The sequence below is a fragment of the Exiguobacterium sp. S3 genome, from assembly GCF_018617295.1.
Classification (GTDB): domain Bacteria; phylum Bacillota; class Bacilli; order Exiguobacteriales; family Exiguobacteriaceae; genus Exiguobacterium; species Exiguobacterium profundum.
Window position 1 is genome coordinate 16,170 of record NZ_JACSJW010000005.1, and the last position, 15,975, is coordinate 32,144.

General features: G+C 49.7%; 12 protein-coding genes. 11 read left to right on the forward strand and 1 reads right to left on the reverse strand.

Annotated features, from left to right (window positions below):
- Positions 1-124 precede the first annotated feature (124 nt).
- The 11 genes from KNO65_RS12670 (at position 125) to clpB (ending at position 15,571) form a co-directional block, all read left to right on the forward strand.
- On the forward strand, positions 125-1,867 hold the full coding sequence (locus tag KNO65_RS12670) for an adenine deaminase C-terminal domain-containing protein (protein WP_214784656.1): 1,743 nt from the start codon (positions 125-127) through the stop codon (positions 1,865-1,867).
- A gap of 67 nt (positions 1,868-1,934) precedes the next feature.
- Complete coding sequence (locus KNO65_RS12675; RefSeq protein WP_214731732.1) at positions 1,935-2,240, forward strand: YerC/YecD family TrpR-related protein; 306 nt, start codon at positions 1,935-1,937, stop codon at positions 2,238-2,240.
- Between the two features lie 35 nt (positions 2,241-2,275).
- A complete protein-coding gene (locus tag KNO65_RS12680; protein WP_214784659.1) occupies positions 2,276-3,658 on the forward strand; it encodes a TrkH family potassium uptake protein in 1,383 nt (460 codons plus the stop codon).
- Between the two features lie 12 nt (positions 3,659-3,670).
- A complete protein-coding gene (locus tag KNO65_RS12685; RefSeq protein ID WP_074037828.1) occupies positions 3,671-3,904 on the forward strand; it encodes a hypothetical protein in 234 nt (77 codons plus the stop codon).
- A gap of 89 nt (positions 3,905-3,993) precedes the next feature.
- A complete protein-coding gene (gene pcrB / locus KNO65_RS12690; protein WP_159563491.1) occupies positions 3,994-4,674 on the forward strand; it encodes a heptaprenylglyceryl phosphate synthase in 681 nt (226 codons plus the stop codon).
- A 38-nt stretch (positions 4,675-4,712) separates the two neighbouring features.
- Positions 4,713-6,929: a DNA helicase PcrA gene (gene pcrA, locus KNO65_RS12695; RefSeq protein WP_214691441.1), complete on the forward strand. Its 2,217-nt coding sequence runs from the start codon at positions 4,713-4,715 to the stop codon at positions 6,927-6,929.
- Positions 6,930-6,938: 9 nt separating this feature from the next.
- Complete coding sequence (gene ligA / locus KNO65_RS12700; protein WP_214784662.1) at positions 6,939-8,933, forward strand: NAD-dependent DNA ligase LigA; 1,995 nt, start codon at positions 6,939-6,941, stop codon at positions 8,931-8,933.
- Between the two features lie 235 nt (positions 8,934-9,168).
- The gene (locus KNO65_RS12705; protein ID WP_214784838.1) at positions 9,169-10,647 is read left to right on the forward strand and encodes an LPXTG cell wall anchor domain-containing protein; all 1,479 of its coding nucleotides are present in this window, start codon (positions 9,169-9,171) and stop codon (positions 10,645-10,647) included.
- Between the two features lie 130 nt (positions 10,648-10,777).
- Positions 10,778-11,950 carry a CamS family sex pheromone protein gene (locus KNO65_RS12710; RefSeq protein WP_074037823.1) on the forward strand — a complete coding sequence of 391 codons (1,173 nt, stop codon included), beginning with the start codon at positions 10,778-10,780 and terminating at the stop codon, positions 11,948-11,950.
- Between the two features lie 140 nt (positions 11,951-12,090).
- Positions 12,091-12,960, forward strand: a complete 870-nt coding sequence (locus KNO65_RS12715; protein WP_214691445.1) for a DnaJ C-terminal domain-containing protein — start codon at positions 12,091-12,093, stop codon at positions 12,958-12,960.
- 19 nt (positions 12,961-12,979) lie between these two features.
- The gene (gene clpB / locus KNO65_RS12720; RefSeq protein ID WP_196431625.1) at positions 12,980-15,571 is read left to right on the forward strand and encodes an ATP-dependent chaperone ClpB; all 2,592 of its coding nucleotides are present in this window, start codon (positions 12,980-12,982) and stop codon (positions 15,569-15,571) included.
- Between the two features lie 31 nt (positions 15,572-15,602).
- Here clpB and KNO65_RS12725 read toward each other — a convergent pair whose 3' ends face one another.
- Positions 15,603-15,905 (reverse strand): hypothetical protein, encoded by a 303-nt coding sequence (locus KNO65_RS12725; RefSeq protein ID WP_214784665.1) that lies wholly within the window; start codon positions 15,903-15,905, stop codon positions 15,603-15,605.
- Between the last annotated feature and the right edge of the window lie 70 nt (positions 15,906-15,975).

Below are 15,975 nucleotides of genomic sequence, written 5' to 3' on the forward strand. Positions count from 1 at the left end.
TGTTACAATTGGGAACATACCTTGCGACCCATTCAGAGAAAAGGTAAACTTGAAACAGGGAAAGAAAACGCTTTCAAAACTATTCTTTTATAGCTTTGAAAGGGAAAAGGGAGGATTGGGTTCGATGCCAACAAAAAGAACGGCGCGGGCACCGTGGTCTAAAGTGATGATTCGTTCACAACTTGAAGTCGTAGATCGATTGCGGCCACCTTCGCTCGTCTTACAAAATGCAACATACTTAAACGTTTACGTAAAACAATGGAGAACCGCGAATATTTGGATTGAGGGAGATCGCATCGTGTATGTCGGTCCAGACTTACCAGAATCAGCGGTCGAAACGGTCGATGTGACAGGAAAGTATATTGTACCTGGGTATATCGAGCCTCACGCTCATCCGTTTCAGTTATACAATCCGGCGACGTTGTCAAAATATGCAGGAGAGCGTGGAACGACGACGCTTGTCAATGACAACATGCTGCTTTTTTTACAAGAGGAAGGGCAAGCGTTTGCGCAACTCGATGCGATTCAACAATTGCCGACGAGTACGTATTGGTGGGCCCGTCTGGATACGCAAACGGAGTTGGACCGGGAGAGCGTGACTGTCGACTCGGAACGCATTCACGCGTGGTTTAACCATCCGGACGTCGTCATGGCAGGTGAATTGACGGCATGGCCGCGCGCCTTGAAGGGCGATGATGAGATGCTTCAGTGGATGCTTGACGCCGAGACGTGCGGTTTGCCGGTCGAGGGACATTTTCCGGGGGCGTCGCCAAAAACATTGACTAAAATGGCGTTGATGGGAGTACACAGCGACCATGAGGCGATGACGGCGGAAGAGGCGTTCAATCGATTAGAACTAGGGTATACGACGACGCTTCGACATTCCTCGATTCGTCCGGACCTTCCGGGGATGATTCGTGACCTATTGGCGAATGGACTGACGGCGTTCGACCATCTCATGGTGACGACGGACGGTTCGACACCGGGCTTTTATGAGGACGGCATGCAGGATGCTCTCGTCCGCATTTTGATCGAAGCGGGATTACCGGCCATCGAAGCCTACCGGATTGTCTCTCATAACGTGGCTCGTCATTTTGACCTCGATCATATTTTAGGTGCAATTGCGCCAGGCCGCATCGCGCATTTGAACATTCTAGATGCCATCGAGGAACCGCGTCCGACGGCCGTGATCGCGAAAGGGCAATGGATTTATCGTGATGGGGTATCGCTTTTCCCGAACGAATTAGTGGAAGCAGTCCTCGACATGATGCCGTCGACAGACGTTTCAATCGAGCTTACGCCACAAGACTTGTCCTTCAGCATGCCCGTCGGACTCGACATGATCAACTCGGTCATCATGAAGCTGTTTAAAATTACGCATGACACGGGTCAAGACGAATTACCGCGTGATGGAGACGAATCGTTTCTCATGTTGCTTGATAAAGAAGGGAAATGGCGATTGAACACGGTCTTGAAAGGTTTCGCCCGAGATTTCGGTGGACTTGTCAGTTCGTACTCAATCAGTGGGGATTACTTGATTTTAGGAAAATGTAAACAGGATATGTTACTGGCGTTCAAACGAATGAACGAGCTCGGAGGCGGGATTGTCCTCGTAGACCAGGGCGAAATCGTTGCGGAGATTCCGTTACCACTCTGTGGGATGACGTCGACGGAGCCACTCGAAACACTCATCGGTCAAGAGAAACAGCTGCGAGACGAGCTCATGGCGAGGGGCTATCAGTTCGAAGACCCGATCTATACATTACTATTTTTAGCGTCTACCCATTTGCCGTATGTTCGGGCGACACCTCTCGGCATTTACGAAGTCATGAAGAAACAAGTACTATTTCCTGCGATTTTGCGATGAATAGTTGAGTCCGGGGCGCCCCTGCTTTAGAATGAGAAAGAAGTATGAGTAGAGAGGATGCTTGCGGATGCAACTCGATAAATTACGAGGTCGAGAGCTCGATCAATTATTTGAAGCGATTTTGAAGCTCGAGACACTCGAAGACTGTTATCAATTATTCGAAGATTTAGCGACTGTTAATGAAATTCAAGCACTTGCGCAACGACTTGAAGTGGCGCGGCAAATTCGTGAAGGAAACACGTATCATAAAATTGAGGAAGCGACAGGCGCCTCAACGGCCACGATTTCACGTGTGAAGCGATGCTTGAACTATGGGACAGGCGGATACGATCTCGCTCTTGAACGTCTACAACAAACAAAAGGTGACTCGTAAGAGTCATCTTGTTTTTGATGGAGGGGAGGGGCGAGATGCAACAGAAATTCATGAAACTGAACTTACAATTGTTCTTTCGAAGTTTAACACCGGTCCAAACACTCGTGTTAATTTATAGTGCGGCAGCGATTTTATCAGTTTTGCTCCTCGCCTTACCAATCGCCCATAAGCCTGGAGTGACGATCACGTTTACCGACCTTGTCTTCTTTGCGGTGAGCTGTGTCAGTGTCACCGGCCTGACACCGATTGTAGTCACCGATATCTTCTCCACGTTCGGCTTATTTATCATTCTGTTCATCGTCCAAGTGAGCGGTGTCGGATTGATCAGTTTGCACGTCATCATGTGGATCTTACTTGGGAAACGGATTGGGTTTAGGGAAAGACAACTGATTTTACGCGACCAAAACCAGACGTCCATGTCTGGTATTGTTAAATACATCACGGAAATCGTGATCACCGTTATCGCCATCGAGGCGGTCGGTGCAGTCGTGCTCGGGGTCCATTACTTAAATTATTTTGATACCATCGGAGAAGCCTTCTTACAAGGATTGTTCGGGTCGATCAGTGCGACGACGAATGCCGGGTTTGACATTACGGGAAGTTCGCTCGCGCCATTCCGTGAGGACCCATTCGTCATCTTTACGCAAATCGCGCTCATGACCGGTGGTGCCATCGGATTCCCGGTGCTCGTAGAGATTCGAACATACTTGGTGAGCCGAATCACACGGAAACGTCACACGTTCCCGAGTCGATTCTCGTTGTTCACGAAATTGACGGTCTCAACCTTCTTTATTTTGATTGCCGTCGGTACGGTCGGCTTGTTCATCTTTGAATACAACAATGCCTTTAAGGACTTGCCGCTCTGGTTGGCACTTTCGGATTCGTTGTTCCAATCCGTGACGACACGAAATGGTGGTCTATCGACGGTCGATGTCAATCTATTCTCTGAAGCGAGCATGTTGCTCTTGTCCATCCTGATGTTCATCGGGGCATCTCCATCGTCTGTCGGTGGGGGGATTCGGACGACGACGTTTGCTGTAGCCGTTCTCGCTGTCATCGCCTTCATTCGCGGGGACTCGTCCATTAAAATTTTCGGTCGTGAAATCGTCCTTGAAGATATTTGGAAAGCGTTCGTGATCATTACGGTCTCGCTTGCCGTGTTACTATCAGGTGTCATGGTCATGGCTTATTTTGAGGATGCTTCGTTGACACGAATCTTATTCGAGGCGTGTTCTGCGTTCGGGACGACGGGCCTATCCGTCGGATTGTCCTCCGAATTTAGTAACGTTGGAAAATGGGTGTTGACGATTCTCATGTTCATCGGTCGGATCGGCGTCATCGCCTTCATTCTCATCCTGCAACGGAGACAACCGAAGCGGATGTATAACTATCCGAAAGAATCAATCATCTTAGGATAAGGAGATTGTCATATGAAAGCATTTTGGATCAACTTCGGATACGTCTTTATTGTTCCGGTTCTTCCGTTTATCGCCATCGTCAATGGAACGGCACTCTGTTCACCGGACTCGCCGCTCCTTGACATACCGGTGCTCGGATTCTTTTTAGCGAATCCGCTCTGGTTCGTCCCCGTTTACGGTCTATTCGCCTTGCTTGTTGCGAAATGGTTGACGGATCGGGAACGGAATCGTACGGCACGTTCGTGACTTGCTTCGGCAAGTCTTTTTTTGTTGGGGAGATGCACGGGAGGAAAAAAATCGATACACTAGAGAAGGATTCGATAGGAGGGAATGAGTTGGAATTTCAGACGTGGCGACATGTGTTTAAACTAGATCCGAATAAGGAACTCACAGATGAGGCGCTCGAGGCCCTCATCCATTCTGGGACCGACGCCTTTTTGATTGGAGGGACGGATGGGGTTGATGCAGAGAATACATTTGCGCTATATGCGAGAGTCCGAGATGCCGGGATTCCAATCGCACTTGAGATTAGTCATCCTAGTCAAGTCATCCACGGATTCAATCATTACTTCGTGCCCACCGTGCTGAATGCAGGAACTCCGGAATGGATCATTGGACATCATGCTCGTGCGTTTGAACGATACGGCCATTTCTTTGATGCCCGTCTTGTAACGGCTCAAGGGTATCTCGTCTTGAACCCGGACGCGAAAGTCGCTGACGTGACAGAAGCACGATGCGATTTGACGATCGAAGAGTCCGTGGCATACGCGGAAGTTGGACATCACTTGTTCCGTCTTCCCTCGCTCTATATCGAATATAGTGGACGACTCGGGAATCCTGATGTCGTCAAAGAGATTCGTTTGGCGTTACCTGATGCACATCTCTTTTACGGTGGTGGCATCGAGGGAGAAGAGACGGCACGATTAATGGGTGCACATGTCGACACGATTGTTGTCGGCAATATCATTTATGAAGACTTAGCTGGAGCACTTGCGACTGTACGAGCACTCCGATAAAATAAGAACAAACGTTTGGAACAAGGAAGGAAACAATTATGTATAATCTTAGCGAAGAATTAGTCAAAGGGATGAACCCGGAACAAGCAGAAGCGGTGAAGCATACGGATGGCCCGCTGTTGATTATGGCGGGTGCAGGGTCTGGGAAGACTCGTGTCTTGACCCATCGTGTCGCCTATTTGATGGCGGCGAAGCAAGTGGCACCGTGGAACATTTTAGCGATCACGTTCACGAATAAGGCAGCACGAGAAATGAAAGATCGGATTGCGCGTCTTGTGGGTGGTGTCGCCGAGGACATTTGGATTTCTACATTCCACTCCATGTGTGTCCGGATTTTACGACGTGATATCGATCGCATCCGCTATGACCGGAGCTTTTCTATTTTAGATGCCTCAGATCAATTGACAGCGATCAAACAGGTGTTGAAAGAATTGAACCTCGACCCGAAGAAGTACGAACCGCGTACCCTTCTCGGGATGATTTCAAATCATAAAAATGAGCTGCGTACGGCGAAAGATGCGGCTGCCCTCGTCGGGAACAATCCGTACGAGCGAATCATCTCGGACGTCTACACAGCGTATGAGAAAAAGTTGAAACAAAATAATGTTCTCGACTTTGACGATTTGATTATGAAGACGATTCACTTATTCCAAGAAGCGCCGGATGTGTTGGCGTTCTATCAGAAAAAATTTAAGTACATCCATGTCGATGAGTATCAGGATACGAACCGTGCCCAATATACACTCGTCAAACTTCTCGCGCAGGCACACGAGAATTTGTGTGTCGTGGGGGACTCGGATCAGTCCATTTATCGTTGGCGCGGTGCCGACATCGCCAACATCTTGACGTTCGAGAAAGATTATCCGAGCGCACATGTCATCTTGCTCGAACAAAACTATCGTTCGACGAAACGGATTTTGGAGGCGGCGAACGGTGTCATCCAAAACAACGCTTCCCGCAAAGATAAGAACTTGTGGACTGAAAATGACGAAGGAGAGAAACTGTTGCTCCATGTCGCATCGGACGATCGCGACGAAGCGTTCTTCATCATGAACCAGATGAAAGAGCTGAAGATGGAAGGGATGGACTACGGACAGATGGCGGTCCTTTATCGGACGAACGCTCAATCACGTGGACTCGAGGAGATGCTCCTCAAGTCGAACATCCCATACAAAATGGTCGGCGGGACGAAGTTCTATGAGCGAAAAGAGATCAAGGACGTCCTCGCATACTTGCGATTGATTGCCAACCCGGATGAGGACATCTCGTTCGTTCGCGTCGTCAATGAGCCGAAACGCGGAATCGGTGCCGCGACGATTGATAAACTAGGTGACTTTGCAGATATGCAAGGCGTCTCACTTATGGATGCGATTCGTGACATCGAATTGTCAGGCATCGCCCCACGCACTGCGACGAAACTCGCGGAATTCCGCCAAATGATGCTGGATTTACGGCAGATGGCGGACTACCTCTCCATTTCAGAACTCGTCGAAGAGGTATTGAAAAAGACAGGATATGAAGAGATGCTCAAAATCGAGAAGACTCTTGAAGCGGAAAGCCGACTCGAGAACTTGCAAGAGTTTCTGTCGGTCGCCCAAAACTTTGAGAAAGAGAGCGATGAACAGACGCTCGTCGCCTTCCTTACCGATTTGACGCTCGTCTCAGACCTCGATTCACTCGATGAAGTCGATGAGTCGCATCAAGTCACGTTGATGACGTTGCACTCGGCGAAGGGACTTGAATTCCCGGTCGTCTTCTTGATTGGAATGGAAGAAGGACTTTTCCCGCACAGCCGTGCCTTGAACGACGAGGAAGAGATGGAAGAAGAACGTCGTCTTGCGTATGTCGGAATCACCCGTGCCGAGAAGCGTCTCTATTTGACACGTGCCCAGTCACGGATGCTATATGGTCGCTTCCAAAACAACCCGGAGTCGAGATTCTTGCATGAATTGCCGGAAACGTTGTTGGAGCGGTCCGGTAAGGCGAGAAAACCAATGCCATGGAACCCGGTCGAGTCACCAGGGAAGTTACCGGTGAATGGCTTTAGTTCGAAACCGAAGCCGAAACTCGCCCAATCGTCCGGTGCCGAAACAGTCGGGTGGAACGTCGGCGACAAAGCAAATCATAAGAAATGGGGACAAGGGACGGTCGTGCAGACACGTGGTGAAGGCGACCAACTCGAAGTCGACATCGCATTCCCAGAAGTCGGGATCAAGCGCCTGTTGGCTAAGTTTGCCCCTATCGAAAAAGCGTGAGGTGAGGATATGGAGATGGCAGAACGCGTAGAAGAGCTACGTCAAACGTTAAATCAATACGGATACGAGTATTACGTGCTCGATCGTCCGAGCGTGCCGGATTCGGAGTATGATCGATTGATGAACGAATTGATTCAAATCGAGACCGATTATCCAGAACTTCGAACACCGGACTCCCCGACGCAACGCGTCGGAGGAGCGCCGCTCGACGCATTCGTCAAAGTGACACATGACACACCGATGCTCTCACTTGGAAACGTCTTCTCGAAAGAGGAACTTGTGGAATGGGTGGAGCGAATCGAGAAAGATCTCGGTTACACACCGACATTCGTGGCGGAACTCAAATTTGATGGACTCGCCGTTTCGTTAAAATATGAGAATGGTCGTCTCCTTCGTGGTGCGACGCGCGGGGACGGGACGACGGGTGAGGATATCACGCAAAACTTGAAGACGATTCGTTCCATTCCCCTTCGATTAAATGAGGACGTGACGTTTGAAGTGCGTGGTGAGGCATACATGCCGAAACGTTCGTTCGAACAATTGAATGATGAACGAGAACGTGTCGGTGAGCCACTTTTCGCAAATCCGAGAAACGCAGCTGCTGGTTCACTTCGACAACTTGACTCAAAAATTGCGGCGTCGAGAAACTTGGCGTTCTTTGCATACGGTTTGGTGTCGCAAGACGATCTTGTCGCGTCACATGACGAGTCACTCGATTATTTGAAACGACTCGGTGTCGCTGTGAGCGGAGATTATACAACATGCCAGACGGCGGATGAACTGTGGGATTACATTGAGACATACGTGACAAAACGGAGTGACCTCCCATATGAAATTGATGGGATCGTCATCAAAGTGGCCGGGTATGAAGAACAGGAACAACTTGGTTTCACCGCTAAAAGTCCGCGCTGGGCCGTCGCGTACAAGTTCCCGGCAGAAGAAGTTGTGACGACAATTGAGGACGTCGATTTCAGTGTCGGTCGTACGGGGAAGGTCACACCACGGGCGCGATTTGCTCCGGTTTCTGTGGCAGGTTCGACCGTGACGTATGCGACGCTTCACAATGAAGATTTTATAAAAGAAAAAGACCTTCATATCGGTGACCGAGTCGTCATCAAAAAAGCAGGAGACGTCATTCCGGCCGTCGTATCGGCATTGGCGAGTGAACGGAGTGGGGAAGAGCGGGTGATTGAATTCCCAACGCATTGTCCGGCGTGTGGGTCGGAGTTGATTCGACTCGAAGGAGAGGCGGATCATCGTTGCGTCAATCCGGAATGTCCGGCTCAACTGCTTGAAGGACTCATCCATTTCGTGTCGAGACAAGCGATGAACATCGACGGGCTCGGCGAGAAAGTGATCACGCAGCTTCACGAAGCAGGGCTCGTCCATAATGTGGCCGACCTGTATCGCTTGGACCGAGATGATTTACTTGGACTCGAGCGCATGGGCGAGACGTCAGTGACGAACTTGCTCTCGGCAATCGAACAATCGAAGCAAAACTCATTGGAACGGGTGCTCTTCGCCCTCGGGATTCGACTCGTCGGACAAAAGGCCGCTTCTTTAATTGCAGAACGGTTCGAGACGATGGATGCAATCATCGCTGCGACAGTCGAAGAGTTGACATCCATCGATGGCATCGGGACGAAGATGGCCGAATCGATTGTCCTCTATTTCGAAAAACCAGAAGCACGTGAACTCGTCAAAGAATTGGCGGAATCAGGTGTGAACTTATCATTCAAAGGAATGAAGCGTTCAACGACTGAAGGGGCACCGCTCTCTGGGAAGACAGTCGTATTGACGGGGAAATTGCATGAGATGACACGTGGCGAGGCTGGGAAGCAGCTGGAACTCCTCGGCGCGAGTGTGACAGGGAGCGTGAGTAAAAACACAGACTTGCTCGTCGCCGGTGAAAAGGCAGGTTCGAAGCTGGCGAAAGCCGAATCTCTCGGAATCGAAGTATGGGATGAAGCCAAGCTGCTCGACTTTTTAAAGGAACAAGCATAAACGTTCGCTTCGGCGAACGTTTTTTTCGGAAATAATTGGGATTGAGCAGGTTCGCACAAGCGTGTGAGGGGTATAGATTAACTAAATCAAAATGCTAATATATTTTTGCGAGAGAACCCTTTGACACCATGACTTTCACACACACATTCCTCTCATTCCTCTACGTGGTGAACGTCGTCATCGGAACGATTGCGATTCGAGCGCTTGTTTTCACCTTAGAGGAGGGACCAACATCATGACACACAACATCCAGCGCTTCGTTGCCGTATTTACCATCCTCATGTTCCTTTCAACCCTATTTGAGGTGCCCACCGCCAAAGCGGACACGACCACGTTCCGGTATATCCAAGTGAATTTGACAGATGAGGAAAGCGAAACATTATATGAATCAAGTCTTGTCTATGAAGGAATCACGTATTACGGGGTCCGTGAATCAGCTGACGTTTGGCGATTTATGATTGATGCGGAAGTAGTAGACGACTCGTTGATTGACCTCATCACGCTCTATGATGCGGAAGGTGTACCGTATACGTTTTCTCCACACACTGTCACGGAAGCCTATCCTGTCGAAGTGGAGGAACCGCCTGTAGTCACAGAACCAGACCCATCAGAAGAGGTGACGCTACCGGTTGAACCAGAACCAGTCGTCGAAGAGCCGACGACTGAACCGACGTTACCGAAACTCGCCGTTGAAGCAATCAACATCGCCGCAGTCGACCGAGCCGTTGTCGGAGGCGAAATATCGTATACGTTCATTGTAGAAAACACAGGAGACACGCCGATGACGGTGACAGAATTCTCTCATGAGTATGTGAGCGGAGACATCGATCATCAATCAATCGAATCGTTCAATCAACACGTATTTGATCGTTTGCATGAATTAATAGGAGAAGACAGTCTCTTGCCGGGGGAACGGGTGGAAGTGACAGAAGTTTTAGCGATTCAGACCGGATATTCGTTCGACGCTCATCCTGAGATCGGCAGTGTCTTTCGGGTGACCGGAGTGGATGAATTCGACCGGGTTGTCACGTCAGAAAGTCAACAAATTATCCTTTTGCAAACACCAGACTTCACCGTGAATGCAACGGTTGAGAAAGCGACCGTTCAACCGGGAGAGCCCGTTCGTTATACGTATACGATCACCAATCCTTCGAGAGTCACCCTGTTTTTAGCGAAAGCAGTTCTTACATGGCCAAGCGGTGCCTTGACAAAAGAAGAACAACACCTGGCAAATCAACGATTCGCAGAGCTGGTCGAAGCGATTCCTGCCTTCAGAGACGGTCTCGGTCCGGAAGAAGAAGTGACGTTCTCGTTTGAGCTTCCGCTCCTCACATCTTATGATATGAGAGCCGGGGCTGAATTGATTCAACGTGCCACATTCACCTTTGAGGTGGATGAAGGGATTGCGGTTACTCACTCTGTCGACGTACCGGTAGCAGTGAAGCAACCTGTTCCGGTAAAAGAAGAGCCGAAACAAGACGCTAACAAACAGAATACAGAGGCGAAAACCACACCACCTGCCGTGACAGTCGTTGTCAAAGAGAGTGGAGCGAAACGAGTCGAGCACATCGATGAAGCCGATCCGTACGCACAAGGCGTACTTCCGATGACAGGCGAAGCGGATGATCTATGGCACGTCATGCTCGGTACACTTCTCTTCGCGTCAGGACTCCTACTGTTGATTCGTCGCAACCACCCGTCAACGAAACCATAAATCGACATCCCTTCTCGTTCATGCGAGAAGGGATTTGTTCTGATTCCGCTTCGATACTTTTTTCGTGGAACGATTTTGTTATAATGGACAAAGTGAAATAGGAAACGATGTTCAAAGGAGCTAGACATAGATGAAATGGAAACAACTCGTCATCCCGACAATCGCCTCTGCGCTATTGTTGAGCGGATGTTCAATGAAAATACCGATGGGTGAAGAAGAAGCGACACCAACAGGGGACGAAACAGCGGCCGAAGGCGTCACACAAGCGATCGAAGCCCGTGACTCTTATTACCAGATGGTCATTCCGTTCAAACCGGCGGCGGCGAGAGGTCTCGCCCAACGTCAAGTCAGTTCATCGTTAGAACTCGAAGAAGTCGAACTCGGTCTCATGCGTCATTCAACGGACGCGTTCGACCCGGAAAAGTTCGCTTATCAAGAGGGACAGCTGTTGAATGCGGAGGATGTGTCCCGTTTACTTGCACGGAAAGATAAAAGTAATGAAGGATTGACACCCTTGAACCCGGCATATGCGGATGGCAAGGCAGAAGTCGAAGACGACAAGTTTGTCGACGCAAACAAGAAGTCACCACTTTATTTAGCTTCCATTGTCGAACAGAACTACATGACGAAAGAGGACAGCGGGTATCAGGTTGGAGGCGTATCGTTTGCACTCATATTGAACCGTGAGTATGTCTTCCAAGCACCGAACTATGGTCCGACGTACACCGTCAAACTCGATCAAAAGAAAGTGATCGCAGAAGGGGAACGTATGGCGAACGAGCTCGTCTCCCAATTACGGAAGCGGGAAGACTTCAAGGATCTCGATATCAATGTCGCGCTCTATATGAAATCGACACAAGGTTCACCGACACCGGGGAACTATATCAAATCGGCTTTCGTTGGGACGGCGGATCAGGTCAAATCGGATGACTGGAAAGCGATCGATGAGAAGTACTACTACTTCCCGTCGACATCAGCGACGTCTGACGTACGCGAGGACGCTCAGAAGTTTACGCTCTTCAGCGATCGGATCGCAGACCTTTTCCCGGACTATAGCGGGATGATCGGGAAAGGTTTTTATCAGAATGGAGATTTATCGAGAATGGAGATTGATATCCCGATTCAGTTTTACAGTCGCGCTGAGCTCGTCGGATTCACACAACACGTTGTCGGCTTGCTTGAAAACCGTTGGGAATATAATCGGAACGTTCCGGTTCGAATTAACGTGACATCCCTCGGTGGAGACCCTGAAGTGACCATTGTGTTCGAGGACGGAATGGATAGTCCGAAAGTATACTTCTAAAGGAGGAGAGGTTCGTTTTTTGAAACGAATCTCTTCTTTTTTTCGTATGAAAAGTGAAAGGATAATCTTTGACCTTATTTGACCAAATGAGTAGAATAGAGTTAACAGAAACGGGAAAGGGATAGGTGAGGTGAATCCATATGGCTAAAAACTATTACGATGAGCTTGGTGTTTCCAAAGGAGCGACCGAGCAGGAGATTAAACGCGCATACCGGAAACTGGCGAAACAATACCATCCGGACGTCAATAAAGATCCTGGGGCACAGGATCGCTTCAAATCGATTCAAGAGGCGTTCGACGTGTTGAGCGACCCGGAGAAGAAGGCGAACTATGATCGATATGGTAGCCCAGATGGACCGTCATTCGGACAAGGGTTCGGAGGCGGTGGGGAAGCTTACGGGGAAGGCTCATCTCAATTCGAGGATCTCTTCCGACAATTCGGCGGGGGGTCACGTACGACTTCGCGGACGTTCGGGTTTGAAGATATGTTCGGAAGCTTCTTTGACCAAGCGGTCGACGAAGACTTGGATGAGACCGTTCGTGTCAACATCCCGCTTAGTCAATTGACGAAAGAGTCGAAAGTGAGTCTGCGTCTTCAAACGGGTACCGTGAACGTCAAAATTCCACAAGGTGCTTATGAAGGTCAGAAGTTGCGCTTGAAAGGAAAGGGAAGCCGGGTCGGACAATCGGGAAACCGAGGTGATGTATATGTCGAACTTCACTTTGCCGATGACGATACGTATCGTCGCGAAGGAGAGCATATCGTGACAGTGAAGCGTTTGCGACCGCTTGAGTTTTTAGACGGGACGAGCGTCATCATTGCGACACTCGACGGGGGACGCGTGAAGTTGAAAGTGAAACCGGGAAGCCGTCCGGGACAACGGATGCGTATTCCGGGCCGAGGTGTCATGACCGGTTCGAAAGTACGGTCGGACTTGTTCGTGCAGCTCGAAGTCGACCTGCCGCTTGATGAGACGTACCGGGCTGTATATGAAAAAATCGAACGTTAATGGATAAGGAGGAATCGTGATGGACTTTAATCGTTTCACCGATAAAGCACATGAATGCATTGTCAGTTCACAAGCGTTAGCGAAACAGTATCATCATAGCGAAATCAATGAGTGGCATGTATTGGCCTCAATGATTTCACAGACGGACGGGATTGCGCCGTTGCTGTTTCAAAAAATGGAGATCAACGTGTCAGAGATTGAAGGAGAAGTCGCGCTTTCTCTGAAACATGCGCCGAAACTCCAAAACCCGACGACACCGATGATTTCAGCCTCTCTCTTAAGCGTCTTGACGACTGCGGAACGAGAAGCGACGGGGATGAATGATGAGTACGTATCGGTCGAACATATTCTACTCGGTATTTTGTTGAACAGCAGTCAGGCACAGACGATGCTCGAACGGAAAGGTGTCACCGAAGAACGACTCCGTGAGGCGCTTGTCGCTGTGCGTGGGAACCGTCGCATCACATCGAAGTCGCCTGAAGCGACTTATGATGTCTTGACGAAATACGGACGCGACCTCATTCAAGAAGTGAAGACAGGTAAAATCGATCCTGTCATCGGACGTGACAGTGAGATTCGTCGTGTCATTCGAATCCTAAGTCGAAAAACAAAAAATAACCCTGTCCTCATCGGAGAACCAGGGGTCGGGAAGACAGCGATTGTCGAAGGGCTCGCCCAGCGCATCGTTCGTGGAGATGTACCGGAAAGTTTGAAAGACAAAACCATCTTCAGCCTCGATATGAGCTCCCTCGTTGCCGGTGCGAAATATCGCGGAGAGTTCGAGGAACGTCTACAGGCCGTCTTGTCCGAAGTGAAAGAAGCGGAAGGCACCATCATCCTCTTCATCGATGAACTTCACACGATTGTCGGTGCAGGGAAGTCTGAGGGGTCGATGGACGCCGGTAACATGTTGAAACCGATGCTCGCCCGAGGCGAACTGCATTGTATCGGCGCGACGACGCTCGACGAGTATCGCCAATATATCGAGAAGGACCCGGCCCTTGAGCGGCGTTTCCAACAAGTACTTGTCGCTGAACCGGATGTCGAGGATACGGTTTCCATCTTGCGCGGTTTAAAAGAACGCTTTGAGATTCACCACGGGGTACGCATCCATGACAACGCGCTCGTCGCGGCGGCTGTGCTATCCAATCGCTATATCACGGACCGCTTCATGCCGGACAAGGCGATTGATCTCGTCGACGAGTCGTGTGCGATGATTCGAACAGAGATGGAGTCGATGCCAGCTGAGCTTGATGAATTGGTCCGTCGGGTCATGCAGCTTGAAATCGAAGAGGCGGCGCTTAAAAAAGAGAGCGATGCCGCTTCCATGAAGCGACTTGAGGCGCTCCAACAGGAATTGGCTTCTATCCGTGAACAGTCTGATTCGTTACGTCTCCGTTGGGAGAATGAGAAGGAGTCGACGCACCGCGTACAACAAATCCGTGGAGACCTTGAGAAAGTACGTCTCGAGTTACAAGAGGCAGAGAGTCGCTATGATTTGAACCGGGCCTCGGAACTGAAATATGGACGAATCCCGGAACTTGAGCGGGAACTAGAAGAAGCGGAACAGTTGGCGAGTTCGGTGACGCGTGAACTCGTGCGTGAAGAAGTGACGGAAGAAGAAATCGCCGAGGTCGTCTCGAAATGGACGGGGATCCCGGTGACGAAACTGACAGAAGGAGAGCGGGATAAGCTTCTCAATCTAGAAGCGGTTTTGCATAAACGTGTGTTCGGACAAGATGATGCGATTCGTCTTGTCAGCGATGCAGTCATTCGAGCACGTGCTGGCATCAAAGATCCAAACCGTCCGATTGGTTCATTCCTTTTCCTCGGACCGACGGGGGTTGGGAAGACAGAACTCGGGAAAGCACTCGCGGAAGCGATGTTTGATTCAGAAGACCATATCGTTCGGCTGGATATGAGTGAATATATGGAGAAACATGCCGTATCGCGTCTCGTCGGTGCCCCTCCTGGCTATATCGGTTATGAAGAAGGTGGACAGTTGACGGAAGCGGTTCGCCGTAACCCGTACTCGGTTCTCTTACTCGATGAGGTCGAGAAAGCGCATCCGGACGTCTTCAATATCTTGCTTCAATTGCTCGATGATGGTCGATTGACCGATTCGCACGGGCGCATCGTCGACTTCAAAAATACGATTGTCATCATGACGTCGAACATTGGGGCGGACATCTTGCTCGAAGCGGCGAAAGATGGCGTGATTGATGAGGACGAAGAGCGTCAAGTGCTCGACAAACTCCGTCGTCATTTCCGTCCTGAATTCTTGAACCGGGTCGATGAAACGATTCTGTTCCATCCCCTCACGAAAGATCAAATCGGTCAGATTGTCGAGAAAGCGGTCGGACGGATGAGCGAACGGCTCACGACACGCTCGATTCATATCGACATCACCGATGCAGCCAAAACGTTCGTTGCTGACGAAGCATATGAACCTCAATTCGGTGCGCGACCGATCAACCGGTATGTACAACGGACGATTGAGACGAAACTTGCCCGTAGCATCCTCGCTGGAGATGTCGAGGATGGGCAAACGGTCATCATCGATGTCGAGAACGGGGCGTTGACGTTACGCCCATCGACAGTCAATGCATAAAGAAAGAGGAATCCAAAATCGGATTCCTCTTTTATGTACGCCGACGCTTTCTTCTCAAAATTAAATAACTGATCCCAATAAAAATGAGGTAGAGTACCGTCCCAAAAAAAGAGTTGAATACCCATGGAATTGTTCCCATGAAGCTGGCACGGGTTGCTTCTTGGAACCAGAGCAGTAGCCAAAAGAAAAAGCCAAGACTCGTTGCGAGGAGAACAAAAAATCCCGCCATGCCTTGTTTCGTCAATTGCTTGATTCCGAACCCAAGTAAAGCCGTAACAATGAAAATTGTACCTAACCCAATATAGAACAATCCGTCAATCGGTAAAGTCTGCACGGACACACCCTCTTTTCACCATCAGATTCATATAATCCAATCTTACACAGAAAGGGAATAAATGGGAATC

Excerpts from the sequence above, each read along its gene's own strand:
- ligA (WP_214784662.1), top strand. The coding sequence starts at position 6,939 with ATGGAGATGGCAGAACGCGTAGAAGAGCTACGTCAAACGTTAAATCAA.
- KNO65_RS12675 (WP_214731732.1), top strand. The coding sequence starts at position 1,935 with ATGCAACTCGATAAATTACGAGGTCGAGAGCTCGATCAATTATTTGAA.
- KNO65_RS12685 (WP_074037828.1), top strand. The coding sequence starts at position 3,671 with ATGAAAGCATTTTGGATCAACTTCGGATACGTCTTTATTGTTCCGGTT.
- KNO65_RS12710 (WP_074037823.1), top strand. The coding sequence starts at position 10,778 with ATGAAATGGAAACAACTCGTCATCCCGACAATCGCCTCTGCGCTATTG.
- KNO65_RS12670 (WP_214784656.1), top strand. The coding sequence starts at position 125 with ATGCCAACAAAAAGAACGGCGCGGGCACCGTGGTCTAAAGTGATGATT.
- KNO65_RS12680 (WP_214784659.1), top strand. The coding sequence starts at position 2,276 with ATGCAACAGAAATTCATGAAACTGAACTTACAATTGTTCTTTCGAAGT.
- KNO65_RS12715 (WP_214691445.1), top strand. The coding sequence starts at position 12,091 with ATGGCTAAAAACTATTACGATGAGCTTGGTGTTTCCAAAGGAGCGACC.
- clpB (WP_196431625.1), top strand. The coding sequence starts at position 12,980 with ATGGACTTTAATCGTTTCACCGATAAAGCACATGAATGCATTGTCAGT.
- KNO65_RS12705 (WP_214784838.1), top strand. The coding sequence starts at position 9,169 with ATGACACACAACATCCAGCGCTTCGTTGCCGTATTTACCATCCTCATG.
- pcrA (WP_214691441.1), top strand. The coding sequence starts at position 4,713 with ATGTATAATCTTAGCGAAGAATTAGTCAAAGGGATGAACCCGGAACAA.